This window comes from Pararobbsia alpina (assembly GCF_965118125.1).
Taxonomy (GTDB): Bacteria; Pseudomonadota; Gammaproteobacteria; order Burkholderiales; family Burkholderiaceae; genus Pararobbsia; species Pararobbsia alpina_A.
In genome coordinates this window covers 1,701,559-1,715,526 of the sequence record NZ_OZ221287.1, presented here as the reverse complement: position 1 = coordinate 1,715,526, position 13,968 = coordinate 1,701,559, and the positions used below count along the sequence as shown (strand labels likewise).

Annotated in this window: 14 protein-coding genes and 1 tRNA gene; 1 reads left to right on the top strand and 14 read right to left on the bottom strand. The window is 59.9% G+C overall.

Translation table 11 applies throughout. The annotated features are described in order from the left end of the window. Positions 1 to 34: 34 nt before the first annotated feature. The 10 genes from ACMFWR_RS07445 to ACMFWR_RS07400 form a co-directional block, all read right to left on the bottom strand. Complete coding sequence (locus ACMFWR_RS07445; protein ID WP_413194359.1) at positions 35 to 637, bottom strand: NADH-quinone oxidoreductase subunit C; 603 nt, start codon at positions 635 to 637, stop codon at positions 35 to 37. Between the two features lie 15 nt (positions 638 to 652). Then, entirely contained in the window at positions 653 to 1,132 is a 480-nt protein-coding gene (locus tag ACMFWR_RS07440) for a NuoB/complex I 20 kDa subunit family protein (protein ID WP_121085225.1), read from the bottom strand. An 80-nt stretch (positions 1,133 to 1,212) separates the two neighbouring features. Then, positions 1,213 to 1,572, bottom strand: coding sequence for an NADH-quinone oxidoreductase subunit A (locus ACMFWR_RS07435; protein ID WP_413194358.1), 360 nt, complete (start codon positions 1,570 to 1,572; stop codon positions 1,213 to 1,215). A 191-nt stretch (positions 1,573 to 1,763) separates the two neighbouring features. Further along, a tRNA-Leu gene (locus ACMFWR_RS07430) sits at positions 1,764 to 1,848 on the bottom strand. Between the two features lie 153 nt (positions 1,849 to 2,001). Beyond that, positions 2,002 to 2,373, bottom strand: coding sequence for a preprotein translocase subunit SecG (gene secG / locus ACMFWR_RS07425; RefSeq protein ID WP_413194357.1), 372 nt, complete (start codon positions 2,371 to 2,373; stop codon positions 2,002 to 2,004). A gap of 412 nt (positions 2,374 to 2,785) precedes the next feature. Then, entirely contained in the window at positions 2,786 to 3,607 is an 822-nt protein-coding gene (gene tpiA, locus ACMFWR_RS07420) for a triose-phosphate isomerase (RefSeq protein WP_413194356.1), read from the bottom strand. 603 nt (positions 3,608 to 4,210) lie between these two features. Continuing rightward, positions 4,211 to 5,215 carry an NAD(P)H-quinone oxidoreductase gene (locus ACMFWR_RS07415; protein ID WP_413194355.1) on the bottom strand — a complete coding sequence of 335 codons (1,005 nt, stop codon included), beginning with the start codon at positions 5,213 to 5,215 and terminating at the stop codon, positions 4,211 to 4,213. Between the two features lie 167 nt (positions 5,216 to 5,382). Then, positions 5,383 to 7,521 carry a polyribonucleotide nucleotidyltransferase gene (pnp, locus tag ACMFWR_RS07410; protein WP_413194354.1) on the bottom strand — a complete coding sequence of 713 codons (2,139 nt, stop codon included), beginning with the start codon at positions 7,519 to 7,521 and terminating at the stop codon, positions 5,383 to 5,385. A 327-nt stretch (positions 7,522 to 7,848) separates the two neighbouring features. Beyond that, a complete protein-coding gene (gene rpsO, locus ACMFWR_RS07405; RefSeq protein ID WP_413194353.1) occupies positions 7,849 to 8,118 on the bottom strand; it encodes a 30S ribosomal protein S15 in 270 nt (89 codons plus the stop codon). A gap of 305 nt (positions 8,119 to 8,423) precedes the next feature. Further along, complete coding sequence (locus ACMFWR_RS07400) at positions 8,424 to 9,734, bottom strand: branched-chain amino acid ABC transporter substrate-binding protein (RefSeq protein ID WP_413194352.1); 1,311 nt, start codon at positions 9,732 to 9,734, stop codon at positions 8,424 to 8,426. A 211-nt stretch (positions 9,735 to 9,945) separates the two neighbouring features. Here ACMFWR_RS07400 and ACMFWR_RS07395 point away from each other — a divergent pair, with 211 nt between their 5' ends. Further along, positions 9,946 to 10,494: a hypothetical protein gene (locus ACMFWR_RS07395; protein ID WP_413194351.1), complete on the top strand. Its 549-nt coding sequence runs from the start codon at positions 9,946 to 9,948 to the stop codon at positions 10,492 to 10,494. 123 nt (positions 10,495 to 10,617) lie between these two features. Here the strand turns inward: ACMFWR_RS07395 and ACMFWR_RS07390 are convergent, their stop codons facing one another. From ACMFWR_RS07390 to urtD, 4 genes are all read right to left on the bottom strand, one after another. Continuing rightward, positions 10,618 to 10,911 carry a zinc ribbon domain-containing protein gene (locus ACMFWR_RS07390; RefSeq protein ID WP_413194813.1) on the bottom strand — a complete coding sequence of 98 codons (294 nt, stop codon included), beginning with the start codon at positions 10,909 to 10,911 and terminating at the stop codon, positions 10,618 to 10,620. Positions 10,912 to 11,129: 218 nt separating this feature from the next. Further along, positions 11,130 to 12,362, bottom strand: coding sequence for a formamidase (gene fmdA, locus ACMFWR_RS07385; protein WP_413194350.1), 1,233 nt, complete (start codon positions 12,360 to 12,362; stop codon positions 11,130 to 11,132). Positions 12,363 to 12,441: 79 nt separating this feature from the next. Then, positions 12,442 to 13,131 carry an urea ABC transporter ATP-binding subunit UrtE gene (gene urtE, locus ACMFWR_RS07380; protein WP_413194349.1) on the bottom strand — a complete coding sequence of 230 codons (690 nt, stop codon included), beginning with the start codon at positions 13,129 to 13,131 and terminating at the stop codon, positions 12,442 to 12,444. A gap of 59 nt (positions 13,132 to 13,190) precedes the next feature. Further along, positions 13,191 to 13,934 (bottom strand): urea ABC transporter ATP-binding protein UrtD, encoded by a 744-nt coding sequence (gene urtD / locus ACMFWR_RS07375; protein ID WP_413194348.1) that lies wholly within the window; start codon positions 13,932 to 13,934, stop codon positions 13,191 to 13,193. Positions 13,935 to 13,968 lie beyond the last annotated feature (34 nt).

Here is a 13,968-nt window from a genome sequence, read left to right as displayed (position 1 = left end):
CGAATTACCTGGTGTGGGGTGCAGGCCTCAGGCCTCAGTGCTTGAGACCACCGTAGCGATCTTCGCGAATCACGCGCGGCGTAATCTCGCGCGGTTCGATCGTCACGGGCTGATACACCACGCGCTTCTCTTCCGGGTCGTAACGCATTTCAACGTAACCCGACAACGGGAAGTCCTTGCGGAACGGGTGACCGATAAAGCCGTAGTCGGTCAGGATACGGCGCAGGTCCGGGTGGCCTTCGAACACGATGCCGTACAGGTCGAACGCTTCACGCTCGAACCAGTTCACGCCATTCCAGATGTCGACGACGGACGGCACGATCGGCATATCGTCGTGCTCGGCGAACACGCGCACGCGCACGCGCCAGTTGTTCGTAATCGACAACAGTTGCAGCACGGCGGCGAAACGCGGGCCTTCGTAGGCGCCGTCACCGAACGCCAGATAGTCGAGGCCGCAAACGTCCATGCATTGCTCGAAGCGCAGCGACGGATCGTCGCGCAGCTGCTTGCAAACTGAAAGGTATTCGGCCGGCTTGACCACGATGGTGATCTGACCCAGCTCCTCGGTGAGGCTCTGCAGGCGGCCGCCAAAGGCCGCCTCGAGATTGGCTTTCAGGGTCTCGAGTTTACTAGTCATAGTGGGAGCTCGGCGTTACTGGCGGGCGATGGTGCTGGTGCGGCGAATCTTCGCCTGCAGCTGGATGATCCCGTAGACGAGCGCTTCGGCCGTCGGAGGGCAGCCCGGTACATAGACGTCGACCGGAACAATGCGGTCGCAGCCACGTACGACCGAATAGGAGTAGTGGTAATAGCCGCCGCCATTGGCGCAGGAACCCATCGAGATCACCCAACGCGGTTCGGCCATCTGGTCGTAGACCTTGCGCAGGGCGGGCGCCATCTTGTTGCACAGCGTGCCTGCGACGATCATCAGATCGGACTGGCGCGGGCTCGGACGGAACACCACGCCAAAACGGTCGAGGTCATAACGGGCTGCACCCGCATGCATCATCTCGACCGCACAACATGCCAGACCGAACGTCATTGGCCACAGCGAGCCAGTGCGCGTCCAGTTAATCAGCTTGTCAGCCGTAGTGGTGACAAACCCTTCTTTCAAGACCCCTTCGATACTCATTTGCCATTCGCTCCAGGCAGGCATCCGGGGCAGAGGAAGCTCCTCCCGCGACGCCCGCATCGGTCATGCTACGCGCGTCATTATTCCCACTCGAGTCCGCCACGCTTCCAGATGTAAGCGAAGCCCAGGAGGAATTCGAGCAGGAAGATCATCATGGCGATGAATCCAGTCCAGCCGATATCCTTGAGCGCGACGCCCCACGGGAACATGAACGCGGTCTCGAGATCGAAGATGATGAAGAGGATTGCAACGAGGTAGTAACGGACGTCGAACTTCATCCGTGCATCCTCGAAGGCTTCGAAACCACACTCGTACGGTGCGTTCTTTGCGCTATCCGGCTTGTTGGGGCCAAGGACCTTGCCAACTGTGATGAGCGCAACTCCCAGACCGACGCCCACGAGAATAAACAGCAGTACGGGGAAATAGGGTGCGAGGTTCACGACTATCCTCTGTCGGTTTGGTTCAGAGATGCCAGTCGAAGATACTACGACTGGATGATTCAAGCCGCACGATGCTACGGCCAGTTTTTTCGCGCCGCATCAAAACCGAGTAAATCAGTCGGAGATCACGGCCCTGAAAAACAAAATGCCAGCCAAGCACTCGTGCATCTGGCTGGCATCAGTTTTTTGTTTGGTGCCGACGGCGAGACTCGAACTCGCACAGCTTTCGCCACTACCCCCTCAAGATAGCGTGTCTACCAATTTCACCACGTCGGCATCAGTATCGTTTTACCCGTTGGCTTGCATCGCTTTTGCTTTGCTGGCTTCGTTTCGGGCTCAACGTTTCAAGACCAAGACTGTAACAGGTTGTTTGTATTTGTTCAACGTTGCAATGTGCAGTTTGTTTAAAAAAACGAGAGCACAGTGGAATTACTTCGGCACATCCTGACCCGGAGCCGACGACGCAGGCGCTGCGCTCGATGCAGCAGCAGCCGGTGCCGATGCGGCCGCCGGTGCGCTTGCAGCCGGCATCGCACCGAGCACGCCTGCAGACACTTGCGACTTGTACGAACCGAGGTACGTCAGCGCCAGCGTGCAGATAAAGAAGACTGTTGCGAGGATCGCTGTTGTGCGCGAGAGGAAGTTCGCCGAACCCGTCGCACCGAAGAGACTGCCCGACGCGCCGCTACCGAACGCAGCACCCATATCAGCGCCCTTGCCATGCTGGAGCAATACCAGACCGATCACACCAAGTGCCGACAGCACCTGAAGCACGATAATCAAGCTTTTAAACAACAACATTTCAATTCACCCAGTATTTCGTTGTTTCTTGCCGGCCTTTGTGCCTGATGCCGCGCGTCACTGAAGTCACGCGCCAGCCAGCGACAAAAGCATCCGTTCGGATGCGCCTGACAGCGAACCCATTGCGATTCGGTAAGCGTACGCTGAAAGCGCCTCCCCACCGTATCCGTTAACCGCGCTGCGCAAAGCAGCGTATGTTAAACGATTCTGTAGGGTTCGCGTCGCTTAATTCGCAATCATTTCGTTGAATACCGGATGAAACGACGACAGCGCCGCGACAGGGAACGGGCGGGAACACGGGAGCGGGATGCGGGTGCGGATGATGCCGAAGCCGGTGATGCCGCGTCATGTCGCATGATACCGGCATCATTACGGCAGCCTTCATTGTGGCCGCGGCAGGCGGCCACAATGATCAACAACCTGTGTGATCGTGATGCGCGGCGACCATGCCGATCGTGCCCGCGGCCGCTTCGCAAATCGCGAGAAACTGTTCGGCGTCGAGCGATGCGCCGCCGACGAGACCACCGTCGACCTCGGGCACCGAGAACAATCCCGCGGCATTGTCCGGCTTCACGCTGCCACCGTAGAGCACAGGGATGCGCGCGACGGCGGGCCCCTTCTGGGCGAGATGCTGGCGCAGAAAATGATGGACATCGCGCACGTCTTCGCAGCTCGCGCTGCTTCCCGATCCAATAGCCCAGACAGGCTCGTACGCGAGCACGATCGAAGCGGCCTGCTCGACCGACAAACGATCAAGCACCGCATCAAGCTGTGCGCTCAGCACACGCTCCGTGAATGCGAACTCGCGCTCTTCCTTGGTCTCACCGACACAGACAATCGGAGTGAGTCCGGCTTCGAGCGCACGCTCTGCTTTCTCGGCAACAAGGATCGCGCCCTCGCGATGGTATTCGCGACGCTCGGAGTGACCGACGATCGCATACCGCGCACCGAAGTCCGCAACCATCGACGCCGACACCTCACCGGTGTAGGCGCCTTCATCGTGCGAAGACAGGTCTTGCGCGCCCCACTCGATTCGCGAGTCGCCCAGCAGCTGCTGCGCTTGAGCGAGATACGGAAACGGAACGCACAATCCAATTCGCAGCCCGGGAGACATGGCCTTCGTCCCATGGGTCAACGCTTGCAACAACGCTTCGTTGCCGCGCAGACCGCCATGCATCTTCCAGTTACCGATGACCAGCTTCGAGCCGACCTTCGATTCAGGCATCTTCGACATGCAGTTTGCCCCGCAATTCTGCGGTGATCAGTGATGAATCGACAGGAGCCTGCAGCCACACCGACTGCTCCTCACGATTGCGCTCTCGACCGATCAACCGGGTTTTGCCAACACACGTGCCGCGTCACTGCGGTGGTCTGACGCTAACTGGGCACACGCAAAATCACCGAATTCTAACGAGTGGTTACCACGCGGGCAAACTCGCTCGCGTGGGAGCGTTACCAGTATCTTGCAACGTGCTGCGGCGTTCGGCACGTGATTCAAGTCACAACCCCATACGTTCAAAAATCGAAAATCGAACGTAGCGCGTTTTCCGACGCGCACCACCTCCCAAACGATCCGCCACGCCCATCAAAAAGGTGCTTCACGAGCGACTGCTTCGTTGCTTGATTCGAAGCTCGCTCACAGTTCGATTTTGGCCGTCAGTCGCAGACCATCCACCGACCGGCCACCGCCCTTTTTCATTCAAGCTTGCACGTCCAGTTCCGACTATCGCCTAACGATCGGCCTATGCCGTCGATTCGAGCCTCGACTGTCGTGCAGCGACTAACACCTGTCGTTTTTTTGCGAACGTCGGATCCGCTTATCGCTTCGAACCGCCACTCACCACGCCAGCATGATCTTGCCGATATGCGTGCTGCTCTCCATCAGGGCGTGCGCATCGGCCGCGTGTTCGGCCGCAAACGTTTTAAAGATAACCGGCCTGATCTTCCCTGATGCCAGCAATGGCCAGACCCGCTCACGCAGCTGCGCGGCAATCGCAGCCTTGAATGCGATCGGTCGAGGCCGCAGTGTCGAGCCCGTGATCGTGAGGCGCCGGCGCATGATCTCGGCAAGCGGCACTTCGGCCTTCGCACCGCCAAGCGTCGCGATCAGCACAAGACGCCCGCCATCGGCCGTCACGTCGATCTCGCGCGGCACATAGTCGCCCGCGACCATATCGAGCACGACGTCGGCGCCATGACCGCGCGTGAGCTCCTTGACGACCTCGACGAAATCTTCGGTCCGATAGTTGATGCCGCGCTCGGCGCCGAGCGCTTCCACCGCGCGGCACTTCTCGTCATTGCCCGCCGTCGCGAACACACGATAGCCGAGCGCACTCGCCAACTGCACCGCCGTCACGCCAATACCACTCGTGCCACCCTGGACCAGCAGCACCTCGTCGTCACCGCCCTCGCCCCGTCCAAGCATGGCGCGATCCATCACGTTACTCCAGACCGTGAAGTAATTCTCAGGAAGGGACGCCGCTTCAATGTCGCTGAGTTCGCCAGGAATGGGCAGGCACTGCAGCAACGGCACCGTAGCGAACTCTGCATAACCGCCGCCCGTGACCAGCGCACAAATGCGATCGCCCTTGCGAAATCCCCAGCGATTCGCCTGCGAACCCAGATCGCCGTCGACGATCTCGCCCGCAATCTCGAGCCCCGGCAGATCCGACGCGCCGCGCGGCGGCGGATAGTGCCCCGCACGCTGGAACACGTCCGGACGATTGACGCCCGACGCAGTCACTTTGATCAGGACTTCGCCTTCACCGGGCACGGGCATCGGTCGCTCGACCTGCTTGAGCACTTCCGGACCACCTGGCGTCGATATCTCGATTGCACGCATTTCGCTGACTTCCCTGAATACATGACCAATAAAAAAGCCGGTTCGCAGTCCCCCGCGTTCCGGCTTTGTCTGGGGGCATGGCGCACTGCGCCACACCCGTTTCATGCTAGTTCAATCCGCTCGAATCGTCCCGTTAGCAGGACGGCATCAAGCGTGTTGCGGCTGCCTTATTGCGGCTGAGTTTCGCCGCCTTGCGGAGCACCTTCGTTGAGCAGCGCCTTCGCCGACAGGCGGACACGACCCTTCTCATCCGTCTGGATGACCTTGACCTTCACGGCCTGGCCTTCCTTCAGGTAGTCGTTGATGTCCTTGATGCGCTCGTTCGCGATTTCCGAGATATGGAGCAGACCATCCTTGCCCGGCAGGATGTTCACGATCGCACCGAAGTCCAGCAGCTTGAGCACCGTGCCGTCGTACACCTGACCGACTTCGACTTCAGCCGTGATGTTCTCGATGCGGCGCTTGGCTTCCGCCATGCCTTCGCTGCTCGTGCTCGCGATCGTGATCACACCGTCGTCGCCGATATCGATCGTCGTGCCCGTTTCTTCGGTCAGCGCGCGGATCACCGAACCACCCTTGCCGATCACGTCGCGGATCTTTTCCGGATTGATCTTCAGCGTGATCATGCGCGGTGCGAATTCCGACAGCTCGGTACGCGCGCCGCTCACGGCTTCCTGCATCTTGCCGAGGATGTGCATACGGCCTTCGCGTGCCTGCGCCAGCGCGACCTGCATGATTTCCTTCGTGATGCCCTGGATCTTGATGTCCATCTGCAGCGCGGTCACGCCATCGGCCGTGCCGGCCACCTTGAAGTCCATGTCGCCGAGGTGATCTTCATCGCCGAGGATGTCGGTCAGCACGGCGAAGCGGTTTTCTTCGAGGATCAGGCCCATCGCGATACCCGCGACGTGCGACTTCAGCGGCACGCCCGCATCCATCATCGCGAGCGAACCACCGCAGACCGAAGCCATCGACGACGAACCGTTCGACTCGGTGATTTCCGAGACGACGCGGATCGTGTAGCCGAATTCTTCCGCCGTCGGCAGCGTGGCGACGAGCGCACGCTTGGCCAGACGACCGTGGCCGATTTCGCGGCGCTTGGGCGAACCCACGCGGCCCGTTTCGCCCGTGGCGAACGGAGGCATGTTGTAGTGGAGCATGAAGCGATCGCGGTATTCACCTTCGATCGCATCGATGATCTGCTCGTCGCCCTTCGTACCGAGCGTAGCAACGACCAGCGCTTGCGTTTCACCACGCGTGAACAGCGCCGAACCGTGGGTACGCGGCAGCACGCCGGTGCGAATCGTGATCGGACGCACCGTGCGCGTGTCGCGACCGTCGATACGCGGCTCACCGTTCAGGATCTGACCGCGAACGATCTTCGCTTCGAGGCCGAACAAGATGTCGCCAACCGCAGCGCTGTCCGCAGCGGGTGCGCCTTGAGCCGTTTGCTCGGCGAGCTTCGTGTTGACGTTCGCATAGACCGTCTTGAGCTTCTCGCTACGCAGCGACTTTTCGCGGATCTGATACGTCGCGCGCAGGTCGGCGTCGGCGAGTTCTGTCACGCGTGCGATCAGTGCATCGTCGCTCGCAGCCGGCTTCCAGTCCCATTCCGGCTTGCCGCCTTCGCGAACGAGTTCGTGAATGGCGTCGATCGCCGTTTGCATCTGGTCATGACCGAACACAACCGCGCCGAGCATCACGTCTTCAGGCAGTTGTTGCGCTTCCGATTCGACCATCAGCACTGCGCGTTCCGTACCGGCGACGACGAGGTCGAGCTTCGATTCTTTTTGTTGCGAACGGGTCGGGTTCAGCACGTACTGACCGTCGATATAGGCCACGCGTGCGGCGCCAACCGGGCCGCTGAACGGGATGCCCGACACGGCGAGTGCAGCCGATGCACCGATCAGCGCAGGGATATCGGCCGGCACTTCGGGGTTCACCGACAGGACGTGGATCACGACCTGCACTTCATTGAGGAAACCTTCCGGGAACAGCGGACGCAGCGGACGGTCGATCAGGCGCGAGATCAGCGTTTCGCCTTCGGACGGACGGCCTTCGCGGCGGAAGAAGCCGCCGGGGATCTTGCCGGCAGCGTAGGTCTTTTCGATGTAGTCGACGGTCAGCGGAAAGAACGATTGGCCAGGCTTGGCCGACTTCGCACCCACAACGGTAGCGAGCACCACGGTTTCTTCGACATCGACCAGCACGGCGCCGCTTGCCTGACGCGCAATTTCACCGGTCTCGAGGCGCACCTTGTGCTGACCCCACTGGAATTCTTTAACGATCTTATTGAACATTTCCACTCCTTCTCAATATGCCGCGCTCCATGCGGCGCGGCGCGCAACGGCAGCCAGATACGAAGCCGCGGGAGTGATATGCCATTCCATCGGCGCGCGGAGCGGCGTGCGCTGCTGGAATGACACAAGCTTCCGAGATCGCCCGTAATGGTCCGAATAGTTCGTACAACAAGGTCGAGCATCGCGACGTCATCGCAAAAGCGGCGATCACCGTGGCGTCATCGAGTCGCCGTGAGGGCCGATCGAGTGTCGCGTGCAGGGCCTGATAAACAAAATGCCTGCATCAGCAGGACGCTGATACAGGCATTGACTGAAAAGGCGAGTGCCCGGCGCTTACTTACGCAGGCCCAGTTGTTCGATGAGCGCGCGATAGCGGTCAGCGTCCTTGCCCTTCAGGTAGTCGAGCAGCTTACGGCGACGGCTCACCATGCGCAGCAGACCGCGACGGCTGTGGTGATCCTTCATGTGTGCCTTGAAGTGACCCGTGAGTTCGTTGATGCGCGAGGTCAGCAGAGCGACTTGCACTTCGGGCGAACCGGTATCGTTGGCAGCACGCGCAAACTTCGCGACGATTTCCGACTTGTTGATTTCTGCAACAGACATGATTTTTCCTTAAAAACTGACAGGCGGTCACGGAAGAAAGGCCGTGCCGTGGCATTTTTCATAAACCGGGTCCGCTCCAGCCTTGGCAAGCGAAACCGCCGTTTTAACCAGGCGCGAAGCCCGGCGGCCGTTACGTTTGCAAGTCTTTTGAAGACCCGTTTGCCGCGCCAGAAACCGTTCAAATGAGCAGATCCCGAAGCGACAAGGGCCGCATTGTAGCACAGCGGCCTCTGCCGACCCAGCGCGGTGACAGGTGTGTGTCAATAAGTCGCAGCCGCCCTTGCCCTGGGCGGGACGACAAAAAATCAGGGACGGACCATCTTGCAAGTCGTCGGCAGCGCGGTCTTGTCGGCGGTCAGTGCCTTGACCGTCTTGAACCCGTAGCCGGAACCCTCGACGTCGTGCGGCACGCCCGGCGCCCCCTGCTTGGCCATTTCCATGACGTACAGCGGCTGGATCAGCTGGTGGTCGTCTGGCCGCATCCACGACGGGTGGAAGTCCGTGCCCGGATCGAAGTGCATATCTTCGAGCGCTTTCGCCACCGCCAGCGCGTCGGTACTTCCCGCCTTCTCGATGGCCTTGGCGAGCATGTCGACCATGACGGTCACCCGAAGAACGGGCCAGTCGTCCGCCGGATTCGGCCAGCGCGCGCGGTAGCCCGCATAGAAGGCGTCCGAACCCGCACCCTCGACGTTCTGGTGCCATTCGGCGACGGCCTGCACACGCCCCACACCCGCATCGCCGATCGCCGCTGCAGCGCCGAGGCTGTTCGCGTAAAACGTGTAGAACCGCGTCTTGAGGCCACCGTCGTGCGCCGCCTTGACGAGCAAGGTCAGATCATTGCCGTAGTTGCCCGTGATGACCGCATCGGCGCCGCTGTCTCGGATCTTCGAGATATACGGCGTGAAATCGGTGACCTTACCGACCGGATGGAACTCGTCGCCCACGATGACGATGTCCGAGCGTTTGGTCGCGAGCATCGAACGTGCGAGCGCGCTGACTTCATGACCAAAGCTGTAGTCCTGGTCGATCAGGTAAACCTTCTTGACGCTCTTGTCGCCCTGAATCACATCCGTGAGTGCGTTCATGCGCATGCCCGCGTGCGCGTCGAATCGGAAGTGCCAGAAGCTGCAATGGTCGTTGGTCAAGGCGGGATCGACGGCCGAGTAGTTCAGGAAGACCACTCGATTGTCCGGTTCGCGATCGTTGTGCTTGTCGATCGCCGACTCGAGCGCCGCAGCCACCGCGGAGCTGTTGCCCTGCAAAATGAATGGAATATGCGCGTCTTCGGCGGCGCGCAATTGCGCGAGCGCCTGATCCGAAACGCCCTTGGTGTCGTAGACCTGCAACTCGAACGGATGCGCACCATCGGCAAGATGTACGCCGCCGCGCGCATTGAGCGCATCGATCGCGTAACGCACGTTGCGCTCGATCGCAGCGCCGCCGTTCGCGAAAGGACCGGACATGCCTTCGAGCATGGCAAGCTTGATCGGCTGCCCCGCAGCGGCATAGACCGAGGTCGACGTGAATGTCGTGCCAACGAGTGCCGCGGAGGTGAGAATCGAAGCGACAAACGTACGCATCGAAAGAGAAGAGACAAGCTCAGTGCGTTGCATCGGGAATCCTTGCAGCGAATGTGCGCGGGATCATAACAAACGCCCGAATTCGATGCCCGACTCCTCGCGAAGCCGCGGTCGAGTGACACGTGAGACGTGAGCTGCCCTGGGCGCGCAAATTCAGCGGAATATCCGGACTGCCGAAGCGTTTCGTTAAGTGAAACACATGTCAGAATCCCGCATGCAGCAAGCCTGTCCCTGGAGCCTTGAAATGAAACTGCAAGACGCGCCGCGTCGCATGAATACGTGGCAAATGATTTATCGAATTCGTGCAATTGCCATCGCTACGCTCGGCATTGGACTCGCAGCGTGTGCCCAGCCCTGGCAAGCCTTCCAACCCGGCGTTGATCAAAGCGCGATCATTGCGCGATTCGGTCAACCGAAGGAAGTCTACGATCTGCCGAACGGCAATAAGCACTTGCTGTGGCCGACGCGGCCGCTTGGGGAAACGACCGTGGGTGCGGAAATCTCGCCCGACGGCAAACTGGTCAATCTCGACCAGATGCTCACCGAACAGAACTTCGCGCGCGTCGTTGTTGGCCAATGGACGAAGCACGATATTCAAATGACATTCGGCCTTCCCGAAGAGACCGCGTATTTTCCGCTGATGAAGCGCGAAGTCTGGTCGTACCGATATATGGAAACCAATGTCTGGTACAAGCTCTATCACTTCTACTTCGACGATCAAGGCATCGTGCGTCTGACGCAGAAGACCGACGATCCACTACACGATCCGGATCGGCATCACGGCTTTTTCTAAGTGACTGCGATCGCTCTCGTGAGCGATCTCAGGTATTTGCTCCATGCATCGTCGGCGAGATTGGCGACCCCATCGTCAATTTCGCCGAGGTGAGCCGCTCCCGCCCGACGTTTGCTCTTTCGTCTAGTGACTAATCATCCACGGGCGCGCTGAAGGATTGCTCTTCAATGCACCCGCCGATGCCGGCGCTTTTTCTTTTGGCGCACTCCGCGACGCGCCGCAGCCGCAGCCTGGCCCGTGTACATGCTTGTACGCGCCCGAGCGCTGCGGCGCGTTGGCTGCACGCTCGTTGACCTGATGTCCGGCACGCGCCGCAGCCGGCATCAAGGCGAGCTGCGGCATGCTGATCGTGCGGCTCGTCAACGTTCCGCACTCAGGACACACGCAGTCTGCGTCGCGATCTGCAATACGGCGCATGACGGTGAAAACGCCACAGGATTCGCATCGATAGTCGTAAGCCGGCATGTTCGTATCTTTCCTTCTCGTCAGACATCTCGTTGTGTCGATAAAGCGGGTACGGCGTGCGGCAGCGTTCCTGCCGTACCCCTGTCGGTCAAAGCGCGCATCTCGTTCGAATGGCGCGCTTTGACGCGTCAAATGCGAAACCTCAATCTCGAAGCCTCAAACCCGAAGTCTCAAACCAGATCCGGCGACAACGGCATGTCGACGCCGCCCGTGATGTGTTTCACCGGGCCGGCGGATGTCGGCGAGATATCGAAGTCGAAGATCTGCGTCGGTAGCCACAGCGTGGCGCAGGCATTCGGAATATCGACGACCCCGCTGATATGACCTTGAACCGGCGCAGTGCCGAGAATCGAATACGCCTGTGCGCCGGAGTAACCGAATTTCTTCAGGTATTCGATTGCGTTAAGACACGCCTGCCGATACGCAATATGCACGTCGAGGTAGTGCTGCTTGCCGCCTTCGTCAACCGAGATGCCTTCGAAGATCAGGTAGTCGTTGTAGTTCGGCGTAATCGGGCTCGGCTTGAAGATCGGGTTCTTGATACCGTACTTCTCCATGCCGCCCTTGATGAGCTCGACCTTCATATGCACCCAGCCGGCCATCTCGATGGCGCCGCAGAACGTGATCTCGCCATCGCCCTGGCTGAAGTGAAGGTCGCCGACCGACAGACCCGCGCCGTCCACGTACACCGGGAAATACACCTTCGAGCCGCGTGACAGGTCCTTGATGTCGCAGTTGCCGCCATGCTCGCGCGGTGGCACCGTGCGCGCACCGGTCGCGGCGGCCGCATCGCGGGCGTCGCCCTTGAGCTTGCCCATATGCGCGGTCGGCGCGAACGGTGCATTGGCGAGCGGAGGCACACGAGCCGGCTCAGTGGCGATCAACCCCGTTTCACGCTCGTTCCACGTTTCAAGCAATTTCGGATCGGGCAAGCAGCCGATCAGCCCCGGATGAATCAGCCCGGCGAAATTCACACCCGGAATATGACGCGAACTCGTATAGAGCCCGTGAAAATCCCAGATCGATTTTTGCGCCTGGGGAAAATGATCGGTCAGAAACCCGCCGCCATTCTTCTTGGAAAAGAATCCGTTAAAGCCCCAAAGGCTATCGGACTTCGCGCCGATGTCGAGCAGATCGACGACAAGCAAGTCGCCCGGCTCTGCACCCTTGACGCCCACCGGCCCCGACAGAAAGTGCACGATCGACAGATCGATATCCCGCACATCGTCGGCACTGTCGTTGTTCTTGATGAAGCCGCCGGTCCAGTCATACGTCTCGAGCACGAAGTCGTCGCCGGGATTGACCCAGCACGCCATCGGGATATCCGGATGCCAACGGTTATGCACCTGCTCGTTGTCGTACGCGGATTGATTGAGATCGACCTTGATCAAGGTATCGGGCATCGCACTCCCCTCCTTAGGGTGTTGTGAGCCGCCGGCCGCTTTGAATGCCGTACGGCGAATCGAATAGCGGGCTGAACAGCTACACAGACAGGTATTCGCGAATCTTTCCGGCATCGGCCGCATCGCGCGCGCTCTCGTGCACGAGCCTGCCGCCTTCGATGACAAACAGGCGATCGGCGACGTCGAGTGCAAAGCTCAACACCTGTTCCGACACCACGATCGTGATTTCTCGAAGCTTGCGGATTTCGTTGAGCGCCTTGGCGATGTCCTTGATGATCGACGGCTGAATCCCTTCAGTCGGCTCATCGAGCAGCAACACCTTGGGGTTGCTGACCAGCGCACGCGCAATCGCAAGTTGCTGCTGCTGACCGCCGGAGAGATTGCCGCCTTTACGGCGACGCATTTCGAACAAGACGGGAAACAGCGCGTAAATCTCTTCGGGAATCGTCTTGCTCTTCGCGGTCTCAAGGCCGGTCAGGATGTTTTCCTCGACGGTCAGCGTCGAAAAAATCTGACGACCCTGCGGCACGTAGGCAATGCCCTTGGCGACGCGCCGAAAGCTTTCGTCCTTCGACACATCGTGACCATCGACACTGACCGCTCCGCCCTTGAGCGGCAGGATGCCGATCAACGACTTGAACAGCGTGGTCTTGCCCATGCCATTGCGGCCCATGATGGCCACGGTCTCGTTGCGCGCCGCCTCGAAGGTGACGCCGTGGAGCGCTTCGCTCTGGCCATAGCTCACAAACACGTCATCGACTTTGAGCATGCACATCTCCTTAGGTAAAACGTCGGGCTTCGTTCACTGCGCACGTGGGTCAATGCGAATCAATGTCCGAGATACACGTCGATCACACGCTGGTCCGACTGCACCTGCTCCATGTTTCCCTCGGCAAGAATCTTCCCCTGATGCATGACGGTGACCTTGTGCGCGATCTGCTCGACGAACGCCATGTCGTGTTCAATGACGATCATCGAGCGATTGACACAGATGCGTTTGAGCAATTCGGCTGTGATCTCTCGCTCCTTGACGCTCATCCCCGCGATGGGTTCGTCGAGCATCAGGAGCTCGGGCTCCTGCATCAGCAACATGCCGATCTCGAGCCATTGCTTCTGGCCATGGGAGAGCAAGCCGGCTTCGGTATCGAGGTGCGAAGCCAGGCCGATTTCCTCGGCAACCGAACGCACACGGTCGCGCACGTCGTCATCACGTCGAAAGGCGAGCGCGCCGAACACGCCACGTCCGCGAGGAAACGACACTTCCAGGTTCTGAAATACGGAGAGGTTTTCGTAGATCGACGGCGTCTGAAACTTGCGGCCGATGCCTTTGCGAACGCGCAAGTATTCGGGCACGCGCGTCATCTCCTCGTTGCGGAACTTGATGCTGCCCTGGCTCGCACGGGTCTTTCCGCAGATCAGATCGAGCAACGTCGTCTTGCCTGCGCCATTCGGGCCGATCACGACGCGCAGCTCGTCGCGGTCGAGATAGAGATTCAGCGAGTCGATCGCTTTGAAGCCATCGAACGACACGGTCAGATCTTCGACCGCCAGCACGAAATCGGTATTGCTCATGGTGTGAGGTCCTCGGTACGGTACGGGGGTGCAC

Bases quoted from the DNA above. Each gene is read 5' to 3' on its own strand.
- rpsO (WP_413194353.1), bottom strand. From the start codon at position 8,118: ATGTCTGTTGCAGAAATCAACAAGTCGGAAATCGTCGCGAAGTTTGCG.
- urtD (WP_413194348.1), bottom strand. From the start codon at position 13,934: ATGAGCAATACCGATTTCGTGCTGGCGGTCGAAGATCTGACCGTGTCG.
- ACMFWR_RS07395 (WP_413194351.1), top strand. From the start codon at position 9,946: ATGAAACTGCAAGACGCGCCGCGTCGCATGAATACGTGGCAAATGATT.
- ACMFWR_RS07400 (WP_413194352.1), bottom strand. From the start codon at position 9,734: ATGCAACGCACTGAGCTTGTCTCTTCTCTTTCGATGCGTACGTTTGTC.
- secG (WP_413194357.1), bottom strand. From the start codon at position 2,373: ATGTTGTTGTTTAAAAGCTTGATTATCGTGCTTCAGGTGCTGTCGGCA.
- tpiA (WP_413194356.1), bottom strand. From the start codon at position 3,607: ATGTCGAAGATGCCTGAATCGAAGGTCGGCTCGAAGCTGGTCATCGGT.
- ACMFWR_RS07445 (WP_413194359.1), bottom strand. From the start codon at position 637: ATGACTAGTAAACTCGAGACCCTGAAAGCCAATCTCGAGGCGGCCTTT.
- fmdA (WP_413194350.1), bottom strand. From the start codon at position 12,362: ATGCCCGATACCTTGATCAAGGTCGATCTCAATCAATCCGCGTACGAC.
- ACMFWR_RS07390 (WP_413194813.1), bottom strand. From the start codon at position 10,911: ATGCGCCGTATTGCAGATCGCGACGCAGACTGCGTGTGTCCTGAGTGC.
- ACMFWR_RS07415 (WP_413194355.1), bottom strand. From the start codon at position 5,215: ATGCGTGCAATCGAGATATCGACGCCAGGTGGTCCGGAAGTGCTCAAG.
- ACMFWR_RS07440 (WP_121085225.1), bottom strand. From the start codon at position 1,132: ATGAGTATCGAAGGGGTCTTGAAAGAAGGGTTTGTCACCACTACGGCT.
- urtE (WP_413194349.1), bottom strand. From the start codon at position 13,131: ATGCTCAAAGTCGATGACGTGTTTGTGAGCTATGGCCAGAGCGAAGCG.